General features: G+C 66.0%; 15 protein-coding genes. 1 reads left to right on the forward strand and 14 read right to left on the reverse strand.

Features of this window, described 5'->3' with window-relative positions; all coding sequences use genetic code 11:
• Positions 1 to 11 precede the first annotated feature (11 nt).
• Complete coding sequence (nusA, locus tag HZZ16_RS13925) at positions 12 to 1,622, reverse strand: transcription termination factor NusA (protein WP_197949020.1); 1,611 nt, start codon at positions 1,620 to 1,622, stop codon at positions 12 to 14.
• A 2-nt stretch (positions 1,623 to 1,624) separates the two neighbouring features.
• Complete coding sequence (rimP, locus tag HZZ16_RS13930; RefSeq protein ID WP_197949021.1) at positions 1,625 to 2,380, reverse strand: ribosome maturation factor RimP; 756 nt, start codon at positions 2,378 to 2,380, stop codon at positions 1,625 to 1,627.
• Between the two features lie 359 nt (positions 2,381 to 2,739).
• On the opposite strand from rimP, the gene HZZ16_RS13935 reads away from it, so the two are divergent.
• Positions 2,740 to 3,822 carry a DUF2336 domain-containing protein gene (locus HZZ16_RS13935; RefSeq protein WP_197949022.1) on the forward strand — a complete coding sequence of 361 codons (1,083 nt, stop codon included), beginning with the start codon at positions 2,740 to 2,742 and terminating at the stop codon, positions 3,820 to 3,822.
• 132 nt (positions 3,823 to 3,954) lie between these two features.
• Here HZZ16_RS13935 and trmB read toward each other — a convergent pair whose 3' ends face one another.
• From trmB to tsaB, 12 genes are all read right to left on the reverse strand, one after another.
• Positions 3,955 to 4,665 (reverse strand): tRNA (guanosine(46)-N7)-methyltransferase TrmB, encoded by a 711-nt coding sequence (gene trmB, locus HZZ16_RS13940; protein ID WP_197949023.1) that lies wholly within the window; start codon positions 4,663 to 4,665, stop codon positions 3,955 to 3,957.
• A complete protein-coding gene (locus HZZ16_RS13945) occupies positions 4,662 to 5,819 on the reverse strand; it encodes a M20 family metallopeptidase (protein ID WP_197949024.1) in 1,158 nt (385 codons plus the stop codon). The genes trmB and HZZ16_RS13945 overlap by 4 nt, the downstream gene beginning before the upstream one ends.
• An 85-nt stretch (positions 5,820 to 5,904) precedes the next feature.
• Positions 5,905 to 6,318, reverse strand: coding sequence for a helix-turn-helix domain-containing protein (locus tag HZZ16_RS13950; protein ID WP_024338547.1), 414 nt, complete (start codon positions 6,316 to 6,318; stop codon positions 5,905 to 5,907).
• Between the two features lie 219 nt (positions 6,319 to 6,537).
• Positions 6,538 to 8,151 carry an apolipoprotein N-acyltransferase gene (gene lnt / locus HZZ16_RS13955; RefSeq protein ID WP_197949025.1) on the reverse strand — a complete coding sequence of 538 codons (1,614 nt, stop codon included), beginning with the start codon at positions 8,149 to 8,151 and terminating at the stop codon, positions 6,538 to 6,540.
• On the reverse strand, positions 8,148 to 9,266 hold the full coding sequence (locus HZZ16_RS13960; protein WP_246510119.1) for a hemolysin family protein: 1,119 nt from the start codon (positions 9,264 to 9,266) through the stop codon (positions 8,148 to 8,150). Before HZZ16_RS13960 ends, lnt begins: the two co-directional genes overlap by 4 nt.
• A gap of 1 nt (position 9,267) precedes the next feature.
• A complete protein-coding gene (ybeY, locus tag HZZ16_RS13965) occupies positions 9,268 to 9,777 on the reverse strand; it encodes an rRNA maturation RNase YbeY (RefSeq protein WP_197949027.1) in 510 nt (169 codons plus the stop codon).
• 59 nt (positions 9,778 to 9,836) lie between these two features.
• Positions 9,837 to 10,832: a PhoH family protein gene (locus HZZ16_RS13970; protein WP_197949028.1), complete on the reverse strand. Its 996-nt coding sequence runs from the start codon at positions 10,830 to 10,832 to the stop codon at positions 9,837 to 9,839.
• A gap of 64 nt (positions 10,833 to 10,896) precedes the next feature.
• Entirely contained in the window at positions 10,897 to 12,291 is a 1,395-nt protein-coding gene (gene miaB, locus HZZ16_RS13975) for a tRNA (N6-isopentenyl adenosine(37)-C2)-methylthiotransferase MiaB (protein WP_197949029.1), read from the reverse strand.
• A gap of 194 nt (positions 12,292 to 12,485) precedes the next feature.
• Entirely contained in the window at positions 12,486 to 13,166 is a 681-nt protein-coding gene (locus HZZ16_RS13980) for an HAD family hydrolase (protein WP_197949030.1), read from the reverse strand.
• 273 nt (positions 13,167 to 13,439) lie between these two features.
• Entirely contained in the window at positions 13,440 to 13,895 is a 456-nt protein-coding gene (locus HZZ16_RS13985; protein WP_197949031.1) for a Fur family transcriptional regulator, read from the reverse strand.
• Between the two features lie 38 nt (positions 13,896 to 13,933).
• Positions 13,934 to 14,419 carry a ribosomal protein S18-alanine N-acetyltransferase gene (gene rimI, locus HZZ16_RS13990; protein WP_197949032.1) on the reverse strand — a complete coding sequence of 162 codons (486 nt, stop codon included), beginning with the start codon at positions 14,417 to 14,419 and terminating at the stop codon, positions 13,934 to 13,936.
• Positions 14,416 to 15,111, reverse strand: a complete 696-nt coding sequence (gene tsaB, locus HZZ16_RS13995; RefSeq protein WP_197949033.1) for a tRNA (adenosine(37)-N6)-threonylcarbamoyltransferase complex dimerization subunit type 1 TsaB — start codon at positions 15,109 to 15,111, stop codon at positions 14,416 to 14,418. The genes rimI and tsaB overlap by 4 nt, the downstream gene beginning before the upstream one ends.
• Between the last annotated feature and the right edge of the window lie 147 nt (positions 15,112 to 15,258).

The raw sequence follows: 15,258 nt of genomic DNA on the forward strand, positions 1-15,258 counted from the left end.
CTCCTTTGCCCTTAAGCCGGCTGATCTTCGGTCGCCTCGGCCTCTTCGGCGGGCTTGGCGAGATCGGCCTCGGTGATCCAGCCGGCCTTGACGCGGGCCTGCATGATCATCGCTTCGGCGTCGTCACGGGAGATGTCGATGCCGTCCAGCGCACCGGCGTGCTTGGTCGGCTCGCTGCCTTCCTTGCGCTCGGTCCAGCCGACCAGATCGTCGGTGGCGCAGCCGGCGAGGTCCTCGACGCTCTTGATGTCGTTCTCGCCGAACTTCACCAGCATCTTCGAGGTCACGCCGGGCACGTCCTTGAGCGCGTCCTCGACGCCGAGCTCCTTGCGCCTCGCCTCGAGCTCGGCTTCCTGCTGCTCCAGATATTCGCGGGCGCGGTTCTGCAGCTCCTGCGCGGTCTCCTCGTCGAAGCCCTCGATGCCGGCGAGCTCCTTGACGTCCACCATCGCGAGCTCCTCGACCGAGGTGAAGCCTTCGGACGCCAGGAGCTGACCGACCACCTCATCGACGTTGAGCGATTCCATGAAGACGCGGGTGGAGTTCTCGAAGTCGGCCTGGCGGCGCTCCGATTCCTCCTGCTCGGTCAGGATGTCGATGTCCCAGCCGGTGAGCTGCGAGGCCAGGCGCACGTTCTGACCGCGGCGGCCGATCGCCAGCGAGAGCTGGTTGTTGGTGTCGGGCACCACGACCTCGATGCGCTCGCGGTCCTCGTCGATGACGACCTTGGAGACTTCCGCCGGCGCCAGCGCGTTGACCACGAAAGTCGCGATGTCAGGCGACCAGGGAATGATGTCGATCTTCTCGCCCTGCAGCTCGTTCACCACGGCCTGCACGCGCGAGCCGCGCATGCCGACGCAAGCACCGACCGGATCGACCGAGGAATCGCGGGAAATCACGCCGATTTTCGCGCGCGAGCCCGGATCGCGGGCCACCGCCTTGATCTCGACGATGCCGTCATAGATCTCCGGCACTTCCTGCGCGAACAGCTTCGCCATGAACTGCGGATGGGTGCGGGAGAGGAAGATCTGCGGGCCTCTCGTTTCGCGGCGGACGTCGAAGATATAGGCGCGGACGCGGTCACCGTTGCGGAACACCTCGCGCGGCAGCATCTCGTCGCGGCGGATGATGGCTTCGCCGCGGCCGAGATCGACGATCACGCTGCCATATTCGACGCGCTTGACGACGCCGTTGACGATGTCGCCGATGCGGTCCTTGAATTCCTGGTACTGCCGGTCGCGTTCGGCCTCGCGCACCTTCTGCACGATCACCTGCTTGGCCGATTGCGCGGCGATGCGGCCATATTCCAGCGGCGGCAGGGTGTCGGCGATGGTGTCACCGACCTGGGCGCCGGGATTGGCGCGCTGCGCGTCCACCAGCGAGATCTGGTTGGAGTGATTCTCGACCTTGTCGACCACCAGCATGTGGCGCGACAGCCGCAGCTCGCCCTTCTTCGGGTCGATCTCGGCATGAACGTCAGTCTCGCTGCCGTAACGGGCGCGCGCCGCCTTGGCGATGGCGTCCTCCATCGCCGCGATGACGATGCCGCGGTCGATCGACTTTTCGCGTGCGACGGCGTCGGCGATCTGAAGCAATTCAAGTCGGTTGGCGCTGACTGCCATGGCTAGTCTCCTTGGTCAGGCTCGATCTCGCCGCGCCGCGCGCGTTCGGCGGCAAGGCGATGTTTCTTCGTGTTGGTCGGGGCCGGCTTCTTCTTCGGCTTGGTGTTCTTGGTGGTCTTCTCGCTGATCCTGGCGTGCGGTGCCTGCGGCGGCTCCAGACCGAGATTGCGCCGCATCTCGCGCGCCTCGGCCTTGCCGCGGCGCATGGATTCGGCGATCAGCTCGTCGGTCAGAACCAGCCGGGCCTCGCCGATATCCTCCATCGTCAGGAGAACGTCGGCATCGTCGCCAGCCTTGGCATCGTCGCGATGCAGATGCACGCGATCGCCCTCGACCGCACCGAGCGTGCCGCGGAAGCGCTTCCGCCCCTCATGCGCGACCGCCATCTCGATCTTCACCAGATGCCCGGAATAGCGCTCGAAATCGGAGCGGCGGACCAGCGGGCGGTCAATTCCCGGCGAGGAGATCTCGAGGCGATAGGCGCGGTCGATGGGATCGGCGACGTCGAGCACGGGCGACAGGGCCCGCGAGATCGCCTCGCAATCCTCGATCTGCATCGAGCCGTCCGGCCGCTCGGCCATGATCTGCACGGTGCAGCCGGCTTCGCCGGAAATGCGGATCCGGACCAGCCGGTAGCCCATACCCTGCAGCACGGGAGTGGCCACCGCCGACACCCGTGCCGCGACGCCGGGCTCGACCACGAGCCGCGGCTCGGCCAGCAATTCGGCATCCGTGGAACCAGGGTTCGGTTCGGTCATATCCAGGGTCAGAGCGCTCGATGGTTAAGGCTTGGTTGCGATTTCAACGCCCGCTTCGGAACTTTCCCGACGACGCGTCGGGGGCATCTCCCGCCAAGCCGCGTTCAGGTAATAAAAAAGAGCGGGTCCTTGCGGGCCCACTCTCACTACGCGGATCGTATGAGAAGATGAATTGGCGCTGATATAGCGCTTTCCCACCCCCTGGACAAGGCCCATTGCAGCGGGAACGGGGCCTTTTTGCGCGCGTCCTGCGGACCCTGCGCAACGCTTCCTTCATCAAGCAGGCCTAGATTCCCCGATTGTGGGGCGGCTTGGACCAAGGGCGCACCCGCGGCGTGCCCCGTTCGAGTTGCGTTTTCATGACCGTTGCCACGTCGCTCATTCCTGGACTGGACGATATCGTCAAGCGCGGCGATCCGCGCCGCCGCGGCGAGATCGCGCGTGCCATCTCCCAATTGTTCTTCCGGGATGCGGACAAGCTCCGCCCCGAGTTGATCGATCTGTTCGACAATCTCCTGATCGATCTCGTGCCGCATGCCGAGCTCGCATCGCGCGTCGATCTGGCCGAGCGCTTCTCGCGTCTCGATAATGCGCCGCCACACCTCGTCAATCAGCTCGCGCGCGAGAACGAGATCATGGTGGCCGGCCCGGTGCTGCGCCGCTCGCCCGTGCTCGACGACGCGGCGCTGGTCGAGATCGCGCGCCTAAAGGGCCAGGGCCATCTTCTGGCGATGACGGAGCGTCCCGCTTTGTCTCCCGCCGTTACCGACGTGTTGGTCGAGCGCGGCGATCGCGACGTGGTGCGCCGTGCCGCCGCCAATGCCGGTGCGATGTTCTCGCCAGCCAGCTATTCCGAGATGATCAAGCGCGCGGCGCAGGACGGCGTGCTGACGCTGAAGATCGGCCAGCGCAACGACCTTTCCGGCGAGCACTTGAAGCAGCTGCTGGACGGGACGCTGGACGTCATCCGCCGCCGCCTCTCCACCGTGGTCAATCCCGCACGCCAGGCCGAGATCAAGCGCGCGATGGCGGCGATCGAGGAGGCTGCGCTGCCCCCGGGCCCGCGCCGCGATTTCTCCGCGGCACAGCGCACAGTGCTGACCTTGAATCGCGAGGGCCATCTCGGCGAGAGCGCGCTGCTCGGTTTCGCCAAGGCGCACAAATACGAGGAATCGGTCGCCGCGCTCTCGGCGATGTCGGGCGTTCGCCTCCAGGTCCTCGACCGCCTGATCGCCGGCGACCGCTACGATCCGCTGCTGATCCTCGGCCACGTGCTGAACCTCGGCTGGCCCACGGTGCGCGCGCTGATCCTGCTCTGGTACGGCTCGAACCGCACGCCGGCCGATGCCGACATCGAGACCGCCCGCATCAACTTCACGCGCCTGATGCCGACGACCGCCGAACGCGTCGTGAATTTCTGGCGCAACCGGCAGACGATCTAATCAAAGTTCAGGTCTCATCGTCATGGCTGGGCTTGTCCCGGCCATCCACGTTCTTCGTGCCACGGGAAGAAAGTGCGTGGATGCCCGGGACAAGCCCGGGCATGACGAATGCGGATGGATTGTGCGAAAAAGCTACACCCGCCTAAACCGCAGATAAGCCGCCTTGCGCCCTTCGCGCGCGGCCTTTCGGCCGTAGCGCGTCATGGTGTAGCCCGGCCATGGCTGCCGGAAATCGTCGGCGCGTTCGGCGAGCCAGACGAAATCGGGCGAGCGCGCAAGATGCGACAAGGTCCAGGCGCAGTAATCGTCGATGTCGCAGACGAAGCGGAATTCGCCGTTCGGCTTGAGCACGCGCGCCATCGCCGCGATGGTCCGGTCCTGGACAAAGCGCCGCTTCCAGTGGCGCCGCTTCGGCCAGGGATCGGGATGGATCAGGTCGATCCGCGACAGCGACTCCCTGGGCAGCCAAGCGAGCAGCTCGGCGGCATCGCCCGCGAACAGGCGGATGTTGCTGATGTTGGCCGCCTCGATCTGCGCGAGGATCTTGGCCATCCCGTTGACATAAGGCTCGCAGCCGATGAAGCCGGTGGCGGGAAAGTTCTGCGCCTCGGCCGCAAGATGCTCGCCGCCGCCGAAGCCGATCTCGAGCCTGACGTCGTTGCTTGCGGGATCGAAGATGTCGCGGGCGTCCGCCGGCGCCTCGCGGTCGATGTCGAGGGCAAGATGCGGCAGCAGCTGCTCGATCAAGCCGGCCTGGTGTTGCCTCAGCTTGTGGCCCTTGCGGCGCCCGAAGAAGGCGCGCTCGCTGTCGTTGCGGTCGGGGGTCGACTTACGTTCGCTCATCGCAGCGTCTGATAAAGCCGATGGAGCAGCCGCGCGCGCGGCGCCAGCGAGGAGACATAGAGCTGCTCATAATGGGTGTGTGCACCCTTGCCGTCGACGCCGAGCCCATCCAGGGTCGCGGTGTGCGGGGCGGTGAAATTGCCGTCCGAGCCGCCGCCGGTGTGGGTGTCGATCAGCTCGAAGCCGATCTCGCTGGCGAGCGCCCTGGCATGCTCGTACAGCGAGGCGCCTGCATTGCTCTTCTCGTAAGGCGGCCGGTTGAGCTCGCCGGTGACAGCGACGGTGACGCCGTCCGTCTTCGATCTCAGCCCGAGGATCTTGCCGACGAACTCGTCTGCGTCCTTGAGGCTCACGACGCGCAGATCGACTTCCGCATAAGCATCCTCGGGCGTGACGTTGGGGCGCGTGCCGCCGCGCACCACGCCGACATTGACGGTCACGCCGCGCGTCAGATCGTTCATCCCTTCCAGCGCCAGGATGACGTTGCCGAGTTCGCGGACGGCGCTGCGGCCGTCTTCGGGCCGCGAGCCGGCATGCGCGGGCACGCCCTTGATGAACACCCGGAAGCGTCCGACGCCCTTGCGTGCGGTGACGATCTTGCCGCCGTCGCGCGCCGGCTCGGTCACCAGCACATATTTGGCTCTGCGCCCTTCCTGCTCGATCAGCGCACGCGAGGTCGGGCTACCGATCTCCTCGTCGGACGTGAACAGATGGGTGATGCCGAGCGGGGAGCGATCGCCCGTCGCGCAAAGCGCGCGGAAGGCGTGGTGGGCAATGTAGGCGCCGCCCTTCATGTCGTAGATGCCCGGACCGAACGCGACGTCGCCTTCGACCTTGAACGGCAGGCGCTCGATGAAGCCGATGGGATGGACGGTATCGAGATGGCTCAGCACCAGGATGCCCGGCTGATCCTGCCCCCAATTCGTGCGCACCACGAGATGATCGCCGCAGCCGTCCGTGCCCGCGATGCGTTCCAGCGTGACCGGCAGGTCGCGGTATTGCTCCGCGACGACGGAGACCAGCTTGTTGACCTGTTCAGGTGCTTCCGTCGGCGTCTCGATCTCCACCCAGCGGCGGATGCCATCGAGAATAGTTTGCGAATCGAACCAATTGGAGCCGGTCATGGACGCATCTGTGCCTTTAAATCGCATCATCAAAGCGGACGCGCATCAAAGCGCGGTCGTCAATGACGACATAGGCCAGATTTGATGCAGTCTCAAATCGCGGTGGACATGAGCTTCAGCGCTTGTCGGGACCTTCGCGGGCCGCAATCTGCTCGACGAGATCAACGATCGAGCGGCGCATCTTCGAATCAGTGATTCGCGTGAACGCCTTGGTCAAAGCGAGCCCTTCGGAGGTGGCGAGAAAGTCCGAGACGTAAGAGGGCGAGGCGCCTTCGCTGAAGCCTTCCGGTCCCGGCACGCCGCTCGGGCCGCCCTCGAACAGGAAGGATACCGGCACCTGCAGAATCTCCGCGATCTGCTGGATGCGGCTCGCGCCGACCCGGTTGGTGCCCTTCTCGTACTTCTGAATCTGCTGGAAAGTCAGGCCCAAAGCTTCGCCGAGCTTTTCCTGGCTCATGCCCAACATGATGCGGCGCATGCGCACGCGACTGCCGACATATTTGTCAACAGGGTTGGGCGCTTTCGACATTTCCTCAGCCCTCCAAACACCACCTTCGGCGCAATGATCAGCATGCCTCGGGTGCAGCATCGTCAAAATCAAACCCTCTTATTGGGAAACATTGCGGAGAAATTTAGCAATGTACCACTGTCTTTTGCAGCCGATGCAGAATGGGGAGCCCGCGTGCAGTCTGTCAACCGTGGGACTACGGTTGTCAAAGGATTCCCGGCCGCTGCGGCGGCGGTGCGATCAGGGCTTGCGTTTGCCTGTTCGTCGGCGGACCGCCAACAGCACGGCCACCGCGACGAGCATGGCTGCGGGCGCATCACCCAACCGTGCATAAACGGTCGGTGGGATCGCGGCCGGCAGGCGCGCGTCCAAAATGCCTTCGAGGCCGAGACCGAGGCTCGCAGTGGTGCGGCCGACCGGATCGATCACTGCGGAGATGCCGGTATTGGCCGAGCGGACCAGCGGCAATCCGAGCTCGACCGCGCGCATCCGCGACTGCTCCAGGTGCTGGTAGGGACCGGTCGAGATGCCGAACCAGCCGTCATTGGTGAGGTTCACGATCCAGCCCGGACGTTCGTTGCGTCCGGCCACTTCGCCCGGAAAGATCGCCTCGTAGCAGATCAGCGGCAGTGCGGGCGGCGCGCCGGCGACCGGCAGCGCATGCCGCACGGTGCCTGGAATGAAGCCGCCGCGCACACGCGTCAGTTGCTCGAAGCCGAGCTTCTCCATCAACGACTGATAGGGAAGAAATTCTCCGAACGGGACCAGATGCAGCTTGTCGTACACGGCGAGCACGCTACCGTCGTGATCGATCACGTAGATCGAGTTGTAGGCCCGCGTGATCGGCGTGCCCCGCGGCACATCGGGCGCGCGGACCGATCCCGTGATCAGCACCGTGCCCTTCGGCAAGAGATCAGCGATTTGCGCCATCGCGTCGGCTTCGCGGGTCAGGAAGAACGGGAAGGCGGATTCCGGCCAGATCAGGATGGTGGCATCGCGCACGCCGGTCGATTGCGGACCGGAGGCGCGGTCCGACAGCGCGAGGTACTTCTTCATTACCTCCGGCTTGGCGGCGTAGTTGAATTTCGCGTCCTGCTGCAGGTTGGGCTGCATCAGGCGCAGCTTGGCGCCGGATAGGGTCGTGGTCGGGTGCAGCGACAGGCGGATTGCGCCGAAGATGCTCATGACAAGCAGGGCCGCGACGGCCGCGGCCGGCACCCGCCATTTCAGGCGCCGATCTGGCGTGGGGTCGATCAGCGTCGCCGGGCTCGCGAAGATCGCAATGGTCAGGAACGTCATGCCCCACAGGCCGACCAGCGAGGCCGTCTGCGCCAGCGGCAATGGCTCGGACAGCGCATAGCCGAACGTGTTCCAGGGAAAGCCGGTCAGCGCATGGCCGCGCAGCCATTCGCTAATGGTGAGGCTCGCTGCGAGCGCCAGGACACGCGTGGCGTTCTTGCTCCAGAGCAGGCGCGCCAGCGCAAAGCCGATTGCCGTGAAGATCGCGAGATAGGCCGGCAGGCCCAGCACCGCGAACGGCGTCAGCCAGGCGAATGTGTCGGCCTCGACGAAGAAGGCGTAGCCGATCCAGTAGAGGCCGGGCACGAAATAGCCGAGCCCGAACCAGTAGCCGGTCAAGGCGGCGCCGGGCACGCCGCCGTAGCGGCCGGCCCCGGCGCCGTCGATCAGCCAGACCAGCACCGGGAAGGTGACGAACAGCACCGGAAAGAGGTTGAACGGCGCCAGCGCCAACACCGACAGCGCTCCGGCGGCCATGGCGACGATTGCGCGCTGCCATCCCCAGGTGAGGATGATGGCAAGCGCAATTTGCCGAAGGCGCTGCGATGGGCTCACTGCGAGGCGGCCCCGTCGCGCGGTGGCGATGTCGGCGTGTCGCTGGCCGGCGCTTGTCCGCTCTCCGGCGTGGCTTCACGCCGCCGGCTCTCGCGCTGGGTGCGGGGCGCCGGGCGTTCCTTCCGCGTTGCGATACGCAGCCGCTTGACGCGGCGCGGATCGGCATCGAGCACTTCGACCTCGTAATTGCCGGGGCCAGAGATCACCTCGCCGCGCACCGGCAGGCGCCCGACGAAGCTGACGAGATAGCCGCCCAGCGTCTCCACCTCCTCGCCGGCCTCGCCGGTGACGAAATCCTCGCCGATCACCGAACGGACGTCGTCGAGGCTGGCGCGGGCGTCGGCGATGAAGGCGTTGTCGGGCAGGCGCACGATCGAGGGCGGCTCGTCGCTGTCGTGCTCGTCGTCGATCTCGCCGACGATCTGCTCGACGATGTCCTCGATCGAGACCAGCCCGTCGCTGCCGCCATATTCGTCGACCACCAGCGCCAGATGGATGCGCGAGGCCTGCATCTGCGCGAGCAGGTCGATCGCCCGCATCGACGGCGGCACGTAGAGCAGCTTGCGGATGATGTGCGCCTCGTGAAGCGGCAGCGCGAGATCCACCGCGCGCAAATCGAGCCCGGCCGGCAGCGGCTTCTTGCGCTTGGTCTTGGTGGCTTCCGACACGCGGGCGCGCGCGGTCATGAAGGCGAGCAGGTCGCGGATGTGGACGATGCCGACGGGATCGTCGAGCGTTTCGTTGAAGACCACGAGGCGGGAATGGCCGGCGCTCTCGAAGCGGTCCATCAATTCCCCGAGCGGGATGTCGCGCTTCACCGCGACGATGTCGGCGCGATGCACCATGACGTCGGCGATGCGGCGCTCGTGCAAGCCGAGGATGTTGCGCAGCATGGTGCGCTCGACCGCGGAGAAGCCGGTGTCGTCGGGCGTCGAGGCGTCGAGCACGACCTGGAGGTCGTCGCGCACCGACCCTGCCTTCCAGCCGAACAGCGTGCGGATGGCGCGCAGCAGCCAGCTTTCCGCGCTCGGGCGCAGCACCTCGCCCGGCGTCACCACGGCCGGCAGATTGGCCGTGGTGCGGGGATTGTCGTGGATAGGCTCGGAATCCGGCATCTCAGTGCGTCCCCGGGCGGTCGGCATAGGGATCGGGGATGCCGAGATGGGCGAGGATCTCCGTTTCGAGCGCTTCCATCTCCTCGGCGTCGTCGTCGTTCTCGTGGTCGTAGCCGATCAGGTGCAGGAAGCCGTGCACGGCGAGGTGGCTCAGATGATGGTCGAACGGCTTGTGTTCTTCGTCCGCCTCGCGCCGCATGGTCTCGTAAGCGATCGCGATGTCGCCGAGCATGCGTGGCGCATCGCCTACCTTCCACGCGCCCTCCGGCTGGAGCGCGGGGAACGACAGCACGTTGGTCGGCTTGTCGATGCCGCGCCAGTTGCTGTTGAGCGTGCGGATGCCGGCATCATCGGTCAGCATCACGGCCACTTCCGCGTCGGCAACGTCTTCCTCGACGTTCTCGGCGGCAGCCGCCAGTGCGCGCTGGATCACGGCTTCGGAATCGGGCTCGCGCTGCCAGCAATCGGCGACGACGAGGACCTCGGTCATGGGACGGTTGGAATGGGACATTGTGTTGTCTCGGACGAGGGGCGCCGCGCTCGCGCCCTCCTTGGTCCGGTGTTGCCTCGTCAGGATTGACCGGTAGCCGGCCGCTGCGGCGGCCCTTCGTAGGCAGCGACGATCCGCGCCACGAGCTCGTGGCGGATCACGTCCTCCGCCTTGAAATGAACCTGGGCGATGCCCTCGACGCCGTTCAGGAGGCGGGTCGCCTCGGCCAGGCCCGAGGTCTGGCCGTTCGGCAGGTCGATCTGCGAGGGATCGCCCGTCACGATCATGCGGCTGTTCTCGCCGAGACGCGTCAGGAACATCTTCATCTGCATCGACGTGGTGTTCTGGGCCTCGTCCAGGATGATGGCGGCGTTGGTGAGCGTGCGGCCGCGCATGAAGGCGAGCGGCGCGATCTCGATCTCGCCGGTCTGCAGCGCGCGCTCCACGATGCGTGCATCCATGAGGTCGTAGAGCGCATCATAGATCGGCCGCAGATAAGGATCGACCTTTTCGCGGAGATCGCCGGGCAAAAAGCCGAGCCGCTCGCCGGCTTCCACCGCCGGACGCGACAGGATGATGCGGTCGACCTCCTTGCGCTCGAATAGCTGCGCCGCATGGGCGACCGCGAGCCAGGTCTTGCCGGTGCCGGCCGGGCCGATGCCGAACACCAGCTCGTGCCGCTTCAGCGCGCGGATGTAGGAATCCTGCGCGGCGGTGCGCGCCCGCACCGGGCGCTTGCGCAGGTTGATGCTGTCGAAGGTCGACTTGGCCGATTTGGCGTCGAACTCGAACAGCGAGCCCTGGGCGATCACGGCGCGGATCGCGCCCTCCACCTCGCCCTGGTCGAGATCCTGCCCCTTGACGGCCTGCGTGTAGAGCATCTCCAGCACCCGGCGCGCGGCGTCGCAGCCGTCGCGGGTGCCGCCGATCGTGATGTGGTTGCCCTTGGAATCGACCACCACCCCCAGCCGCCGCTCGATCTGCGCCAGGTGCTGGCCGTACGGGCCGACCAGCGCGGAAGCGGCGCGATTGTCGTCGAAGTCGATGACGACCTGGGTCTCGGGCGGAACTTGCATGTCGCGGTCAAATTTGCGGCTGGGAGCGAACGAAGACGAATCCGATGCGCTTTTGGGCAAGGGTTCAGGCTCCACTGGCTTGCGATAAAGCGGGCTCGCGCGTCTTGCGCTGCGTCACGAGCTCGCCGAGAAAACTGTAGCGCTCGAGGCTGTCGATTCTAACAGGCAGGATGCGTCCGATGATGTCGGGCGGGGCCATCACATGGGCGGGCTGGAGGTAGGCGGTGCGGCCCACGATCTGGCCCTCCTTGCGCGCCGGACGCTCGAACAGCACGTCGACCGTTGAGCCAATCGCGGCCTTGTTGAAGGCCGATTGCTGGCTGTCGATCAGTTCCTGGAGCCGCTCCAATCGCTGGTCCATCTCGGCGGGGGACACCGTCTCCTGCATGTCCGCAGCCGGCGTTCCCGGCCGGGCGGAGTATTTGAACGAATAGGCCGCAGCGTAGCCGATTTGCGTGACAAGCGCGAGGGTGGCGAGAAAATCTTGCTCGCTCTCGCCGGGGAAGCCGACGATGAAATCCGATGAAAAAGCAATGTCTTGGCGTGCGGTACGAAAACGGTCGATGACCCGCCGGTAATCATCGGCGGTATGTTTGCGGTTCATGGCCGCCAAAATGCGGTCCGAGCCCGACTGCACCGGCAGGTGCACGAACGGCATCAGGGCACCGAGATCGCGATGGGCCGCGATCAGGCTTTCGTCGACGTCGCGCGGATGGCTGGTCGAATAGCGCAGCCGCGCGATACCCGGAATCGTCGCCAGATGTTCGAGCAGCCGGCCGAGCGGCCAGGTTTTTCCGTCCGGCCCCTCGCCATGATAGGCGTTGACGTTCTGCCCGATCAGCGTGAGCTCGCGCACGCCGTTCTCGGCGAGACGCTTCACGTCCTCGACGATCTTCGCCACCGGGCGCGAGACTTCGGCGCCGCGCGTATAGGGCACGACGCAGAAGGTGCAGAACTTGTCGCAGCCTTCCTGCACCGTGACGAAGGCGGAAATGCCGCGCGCGCGGATCGCGTCCGGCTTCGGCTGAGCCAGGAAGCCGAACTTGTCGGCGGCGGGAAACTCGGTCTCGATCGCGCGGCCTTGGTCGTCGGCGCGCTTCAACAGCTCCGGCAGGTGATGATAGCTCTGCGGGCCCACCACGACGTCGACGACAGGTGCCCGGCGCACGATCTCCTCGCCCTCGGCCTGTGCCACGCAGCCAGCCACCGCGATTTTCATCGCGCGGCCTGCACGCGCAGCCTCGTCCTTGGCGACGCGCAGGCGGCCGAGCTCGGAATAGACCTTCTCCGAGGCCTTCTCGCGGATATGGCAGGTGTTGAGGATGACGAGGTCGGCATCCTCCGCGCTCGCCGTCTCCACGAATCCTTCCGGGGCCAGCGTGTCCACCATGCGCTGGGCATCGTAGACGTTCATCTGGCAGCCATATGATTTGATGTGCAGCTTGCGCGGCGGCGTCATGGAACCCGAAATGGAGATGGAGGACGGCCCTCAGATATAGGCTGGAGGGCCGAAAATCCAGCGAATGGAGCCATTTCCGCCTGTCATTCCGGGGCGCGACACAGTCTCGAACCCCGGAATCCAGAGGTTTTACTGCGAGATTCCGCCCTTCACGCGCGTCGCGCGTGCCCCGGAATGACGGTCCGGGGCAACAATCAGCCCGCCACGGCGTCCGCCTCGACCCGCCGGACCAGCGCCGGCAGCTGATGCATGTCGGCAAAGAGCAGGTCGGCGCCGGCCTGGCGCAGCGTCTCGGCATAGCCGTCCCGGCAATGGCTGCCCCCGTAAAAGCCGAATACGGTCATGCCGGCAGCCCGGGCGCCGGCGATGCCGGCCAGGCTGTCCTCGATCACGACGCAGTGCTCGGGCGGCACGCCCATTTGGCTCGCCGCGAACAGAAACAGATCCGGCGCCGGCTTGCCGTTCTTCACCTGCGAGGCCGAGAAGATGTTCGGCGCGAGGCGCTCGTACAGCCCGGTGCGCCCGAGGCTCACGCGCATGCGCTGATGCGAGCCGCTCGAGGCGACGCAGACGGCTTGCGTGACGACATCGAGCACATCGTGGATGCCGCGGATCGCTTCGAGGTCGGCTTCGAACGAACGAAACAGATCGTCCTGGAGATCGCCGTGATAGGCCTCCGGCAGCTTGCGGCCGAGCTCGGTCTCGATCTCCAGATTGGCCTGCTTTGTCGAGCGGCCAAGGAAGCGCGCGAACACCTGCTCCGAGGTGATCGGATAGCCGTGCCGCGTCAGCACATCGGCATGCGCGCGACAGGAGATCACCTCGCTGTCCACGAGCACGCCGTCGCAATCGAAGATGATGAGGTCGATGGGCATTTCAGTGTGTGGTGAGGTTGAGACGATCTGGCGCGATGCGGGCGGTATCACTTCTCCCGGAGGGAGAGGCGTAGGCCGCCTTTGGCGGCCGTTCTGAAAAACGCCGAAGCAAAGCTTCGGCTATGGCGAAGCGCCGGGTGAGGGGATCTGCTCTCTCGTGGGACCCGAGGCCCTTCACCCGATTTGCACCGGACGATGCTTCGCATCGCCGGGAGCAAATCGACCTCTCCCCAACGGGGAGAGGTGAAGAGAGGGCGACGAAAGATAGGTTCCTCAATTCGTCGGCTTGTCGTCGTCGAGCGGGACGCAATAGAGCTCGAGCCGGTGGTCGACCAGGCGATAGCCGAGCTTGCGGGCGATCTCGGCCTGCAGCTTCTCGATCTCCTCGGAGGTGAACTCGATCACCTTGCCGTCGCGCAGATTGATCAGGTGGTCGTGGTGGCTGTCGCGCATCTGTTCGTAGCGCGCGCGGCCTTCGCGGAAATCGTGGCGCTCGATGATGCCGGCGTCCTCGAACAGTTTCACGGTGCGATAGACCGTCGAGATCGAGATCTTGTCATCGACCGCAACGCAGCGCCGGTACAGTTCCTCGACGTCGGGATGATCGATCGCTTCCGCCAGCACGCGGGCGATGACGCGGCGCTGCTCGGTCATGCGCATGCCCGTTGCGGCGCAGCGCGCCTCGATATCGGACGCCTTGGATGCAGAAGAATGTTTCAGTATGGTCATAGCGTTGTCTGCCTGGCGGGCGCTTTCTGCCACCGATGTTACGACAAGTCACGTCGCATCAGAAGGGCGTTCAATTGTTCCCCGCTGGCCTGCTTATAGTAGCGATCGCGGCGCCCGACCACCACGAATCCGGCTCGATCGTAAAGCCGCCGCGCCGGCTCGTTGTTCTCCTCCACTTCCAGAAATATGGTGCGCACGCCGCGCCCGGCGAGGTGGCCGAGATGGGTCATCAGCAGCGTGCGGGAGAGGCCGCGGCCACGATAAGCCCCGTCCACCGCAATCGAGAGAATTTCCGCTTCGTCCGCGCCGATTCGCGACACCGCAAAGCCGATCGTCTTGCGGCCGAGCCGCAAGCGATGCACCAGCGTGTTGCGCTCGCTCATCATGCGCTCGAACTCGCTTTCGCCCCAGCCGTGCGCGAAGGAGGCGCCGTGCAGCTGCGCGAGGCGCGCGGCATCGCGCATGGTCGCGGGCTCGACGGCGGCGGTGCCGCCGCGCCACCACTCCGACAGCCATCCCATCATGAGGTCGCGGCTTGTGCTGCGAGCGGCGTCTGGGCCGCCGGCTTGGCGTCGGGCGCTTTCAGATAGAACGGCCGCGCCGGATTAGTGTCGGGATTGGCCGCCGCGCCGAGCCAGGCGACCCAACTGATGTCGGGCGCGGGCTGCGCGTCGACCGCGACAGGTTGCGGTCCGTCCTTCGGCCAGCGATCGGCGAGGATCCCGGCGGCATTGCCGACCAGATGCGGCGCACCGAATTGCGAGGCCGCGATCGCCGCATCGATGGAGGCGACACAGGGGCGCACCAGCTGGCTGCCGTCGCCGGCGACGATCTGGAAATAGACGTGGTCGTGCCGCGCATCGATCGCGGAGAGCACCGGCGCCGTTCTGCTCTGGCCGACGACGCCAGCGGCATAGGCCGACAGCGTCGTCAGCCCGACCGCCGGCCGTTTCGCCGCCAGCGCAAGGCCGCGCGCCGCCGAGATGCCGACGCGTAGGCCGGTGAAGCTGCCGGGCCCGACGGTGACGGCGATGCGATCGAGCGAGGTGAAGGCGAGGCTGGCCGATTGCATCACGCGCGCGATCATCGGCATCAGCGCCTCGGCATGGCCGCGCTTCATCAGCTGCGATTCCCGCGCGAGCAGCTCGCCGGCATCGGTGTCGAGAACGGCGGCCGCGCAGGCTTCGAGCGCAGTATCGATGGCAAGAATCAGCATGAAACAGCAAAGGGCGAGTGGCGAATGGACGGCACTCTAGCGAACCAGGCGCCTGTCCGCCATTCGTCACGCACGATTTGCAGTCCCCCGATATGCCCTATTTCGTCAGGTGAGCAAGCGCGCGCGCCTTGCGGACAAGCCGCGCTG

It is taken from the genome of Bradyrhizobium glycinis, assembly GCF_016031655.1.
Taxonomy (GTDB): Bacteria; Pseudomonadota; Alphaproteobacteria; order Rhizobiales; family Xanthobacteraceae; genus Bradyrhizobium; species Bradyrhizobium glycinis.

Coding starts and splice junctions, on each gene's coding strand:
- nusA (WP_197949020.1), bottom strand. CDS start 1,622: ATGGCAGTCAGCGCCAACCGACTTGAATTGCTTCAGATCGCCGACGCC.
- rimP (WP_197949021.1), bottom strand. CDS start 2,380: ATGACCGAACCGAACCCTGGTTCCACGGATGCCGAATTGCTGGCCGAG.
- HZZ16_RS13935 (WP_197949022.1), top strand. CDS start 2,740: ATGACCGTTGCCACGTCGCTCATTCCTGGACTGGACGATATCGTCAAG.
- trmB (WP_197949023.1), bottom strand. CDS start 4,665: ATGAGCGAACGTAAGTCGACCCCCGACCGCAACGACAGCGAGCGCGCC.
- HZZ16_RS13945 (WP_197949024.1), bottom strand. CDS start 5,819: ATGATGCGATTTAAAGGCACAGATGCGTCCATGACCGGCTCCAATTGG.
- HZZ16_RS13950 (WP_024338547.1), bottom strand. CDS start 6,318: ATGTCGAAAGCGCCCAACCCTGTTGACAAATATGTCGGCAGTCGCGTG.
- HZZ16_RS13960 (WP_246510119.1), bottom strand. CDS start 9,266: ATGCCGGATTCCGAGCCTATCCACGACAATCCCCGCACCACGGCCAAT.
- ybeY (WP_197949027.1), bottom strand. CDS start 9,777: ATGTCCCATTCCAACCGTCCCATGACCGAGGTCCTCGTCGTCGCCGAT.
- HZZ16_RS13970 (WP_197949028.1), bottom strand. CDS start 10,832: ATGCAAGTTCCGCCCGAGACCCAGGTCGTCATCGACTTCGACGACAAT.
- miaB (WP_197949029.1), bottom strand. CDS start 12,291: ATGACGCCGCCGCGCAAGCTGCACATCAAATCATATGGCTGCCAGATG.
- HZZ16_RS13980 (WP_197949030.1), bottom strand. CDS start 13,166: ATGCCCATCGACCTCATCATCTTCGATTGCGACGGCGTGCTCGTGGAC.
- HZZ16_RS13985 (WP_197949031.1), bottom strand. CDS start 13,895: ATGACCATACTGAAACATTCTTCTGCATCCAAGGCGTCCGATATCGAG.
- rimI (WP_197949032.1), bottom strand. CDS start 14,419: ATGATGGGATGGCTGTCGGAGTGGTGGCGCGGCGGCACCGCCGCCGTC.
- tsaB (WP_197949033.1), bottom strand. CDS start 15,111: ATGCTGATTCTTGCCATCGATACTGCGCTCGAAGCCTGCGCGGCCGCC.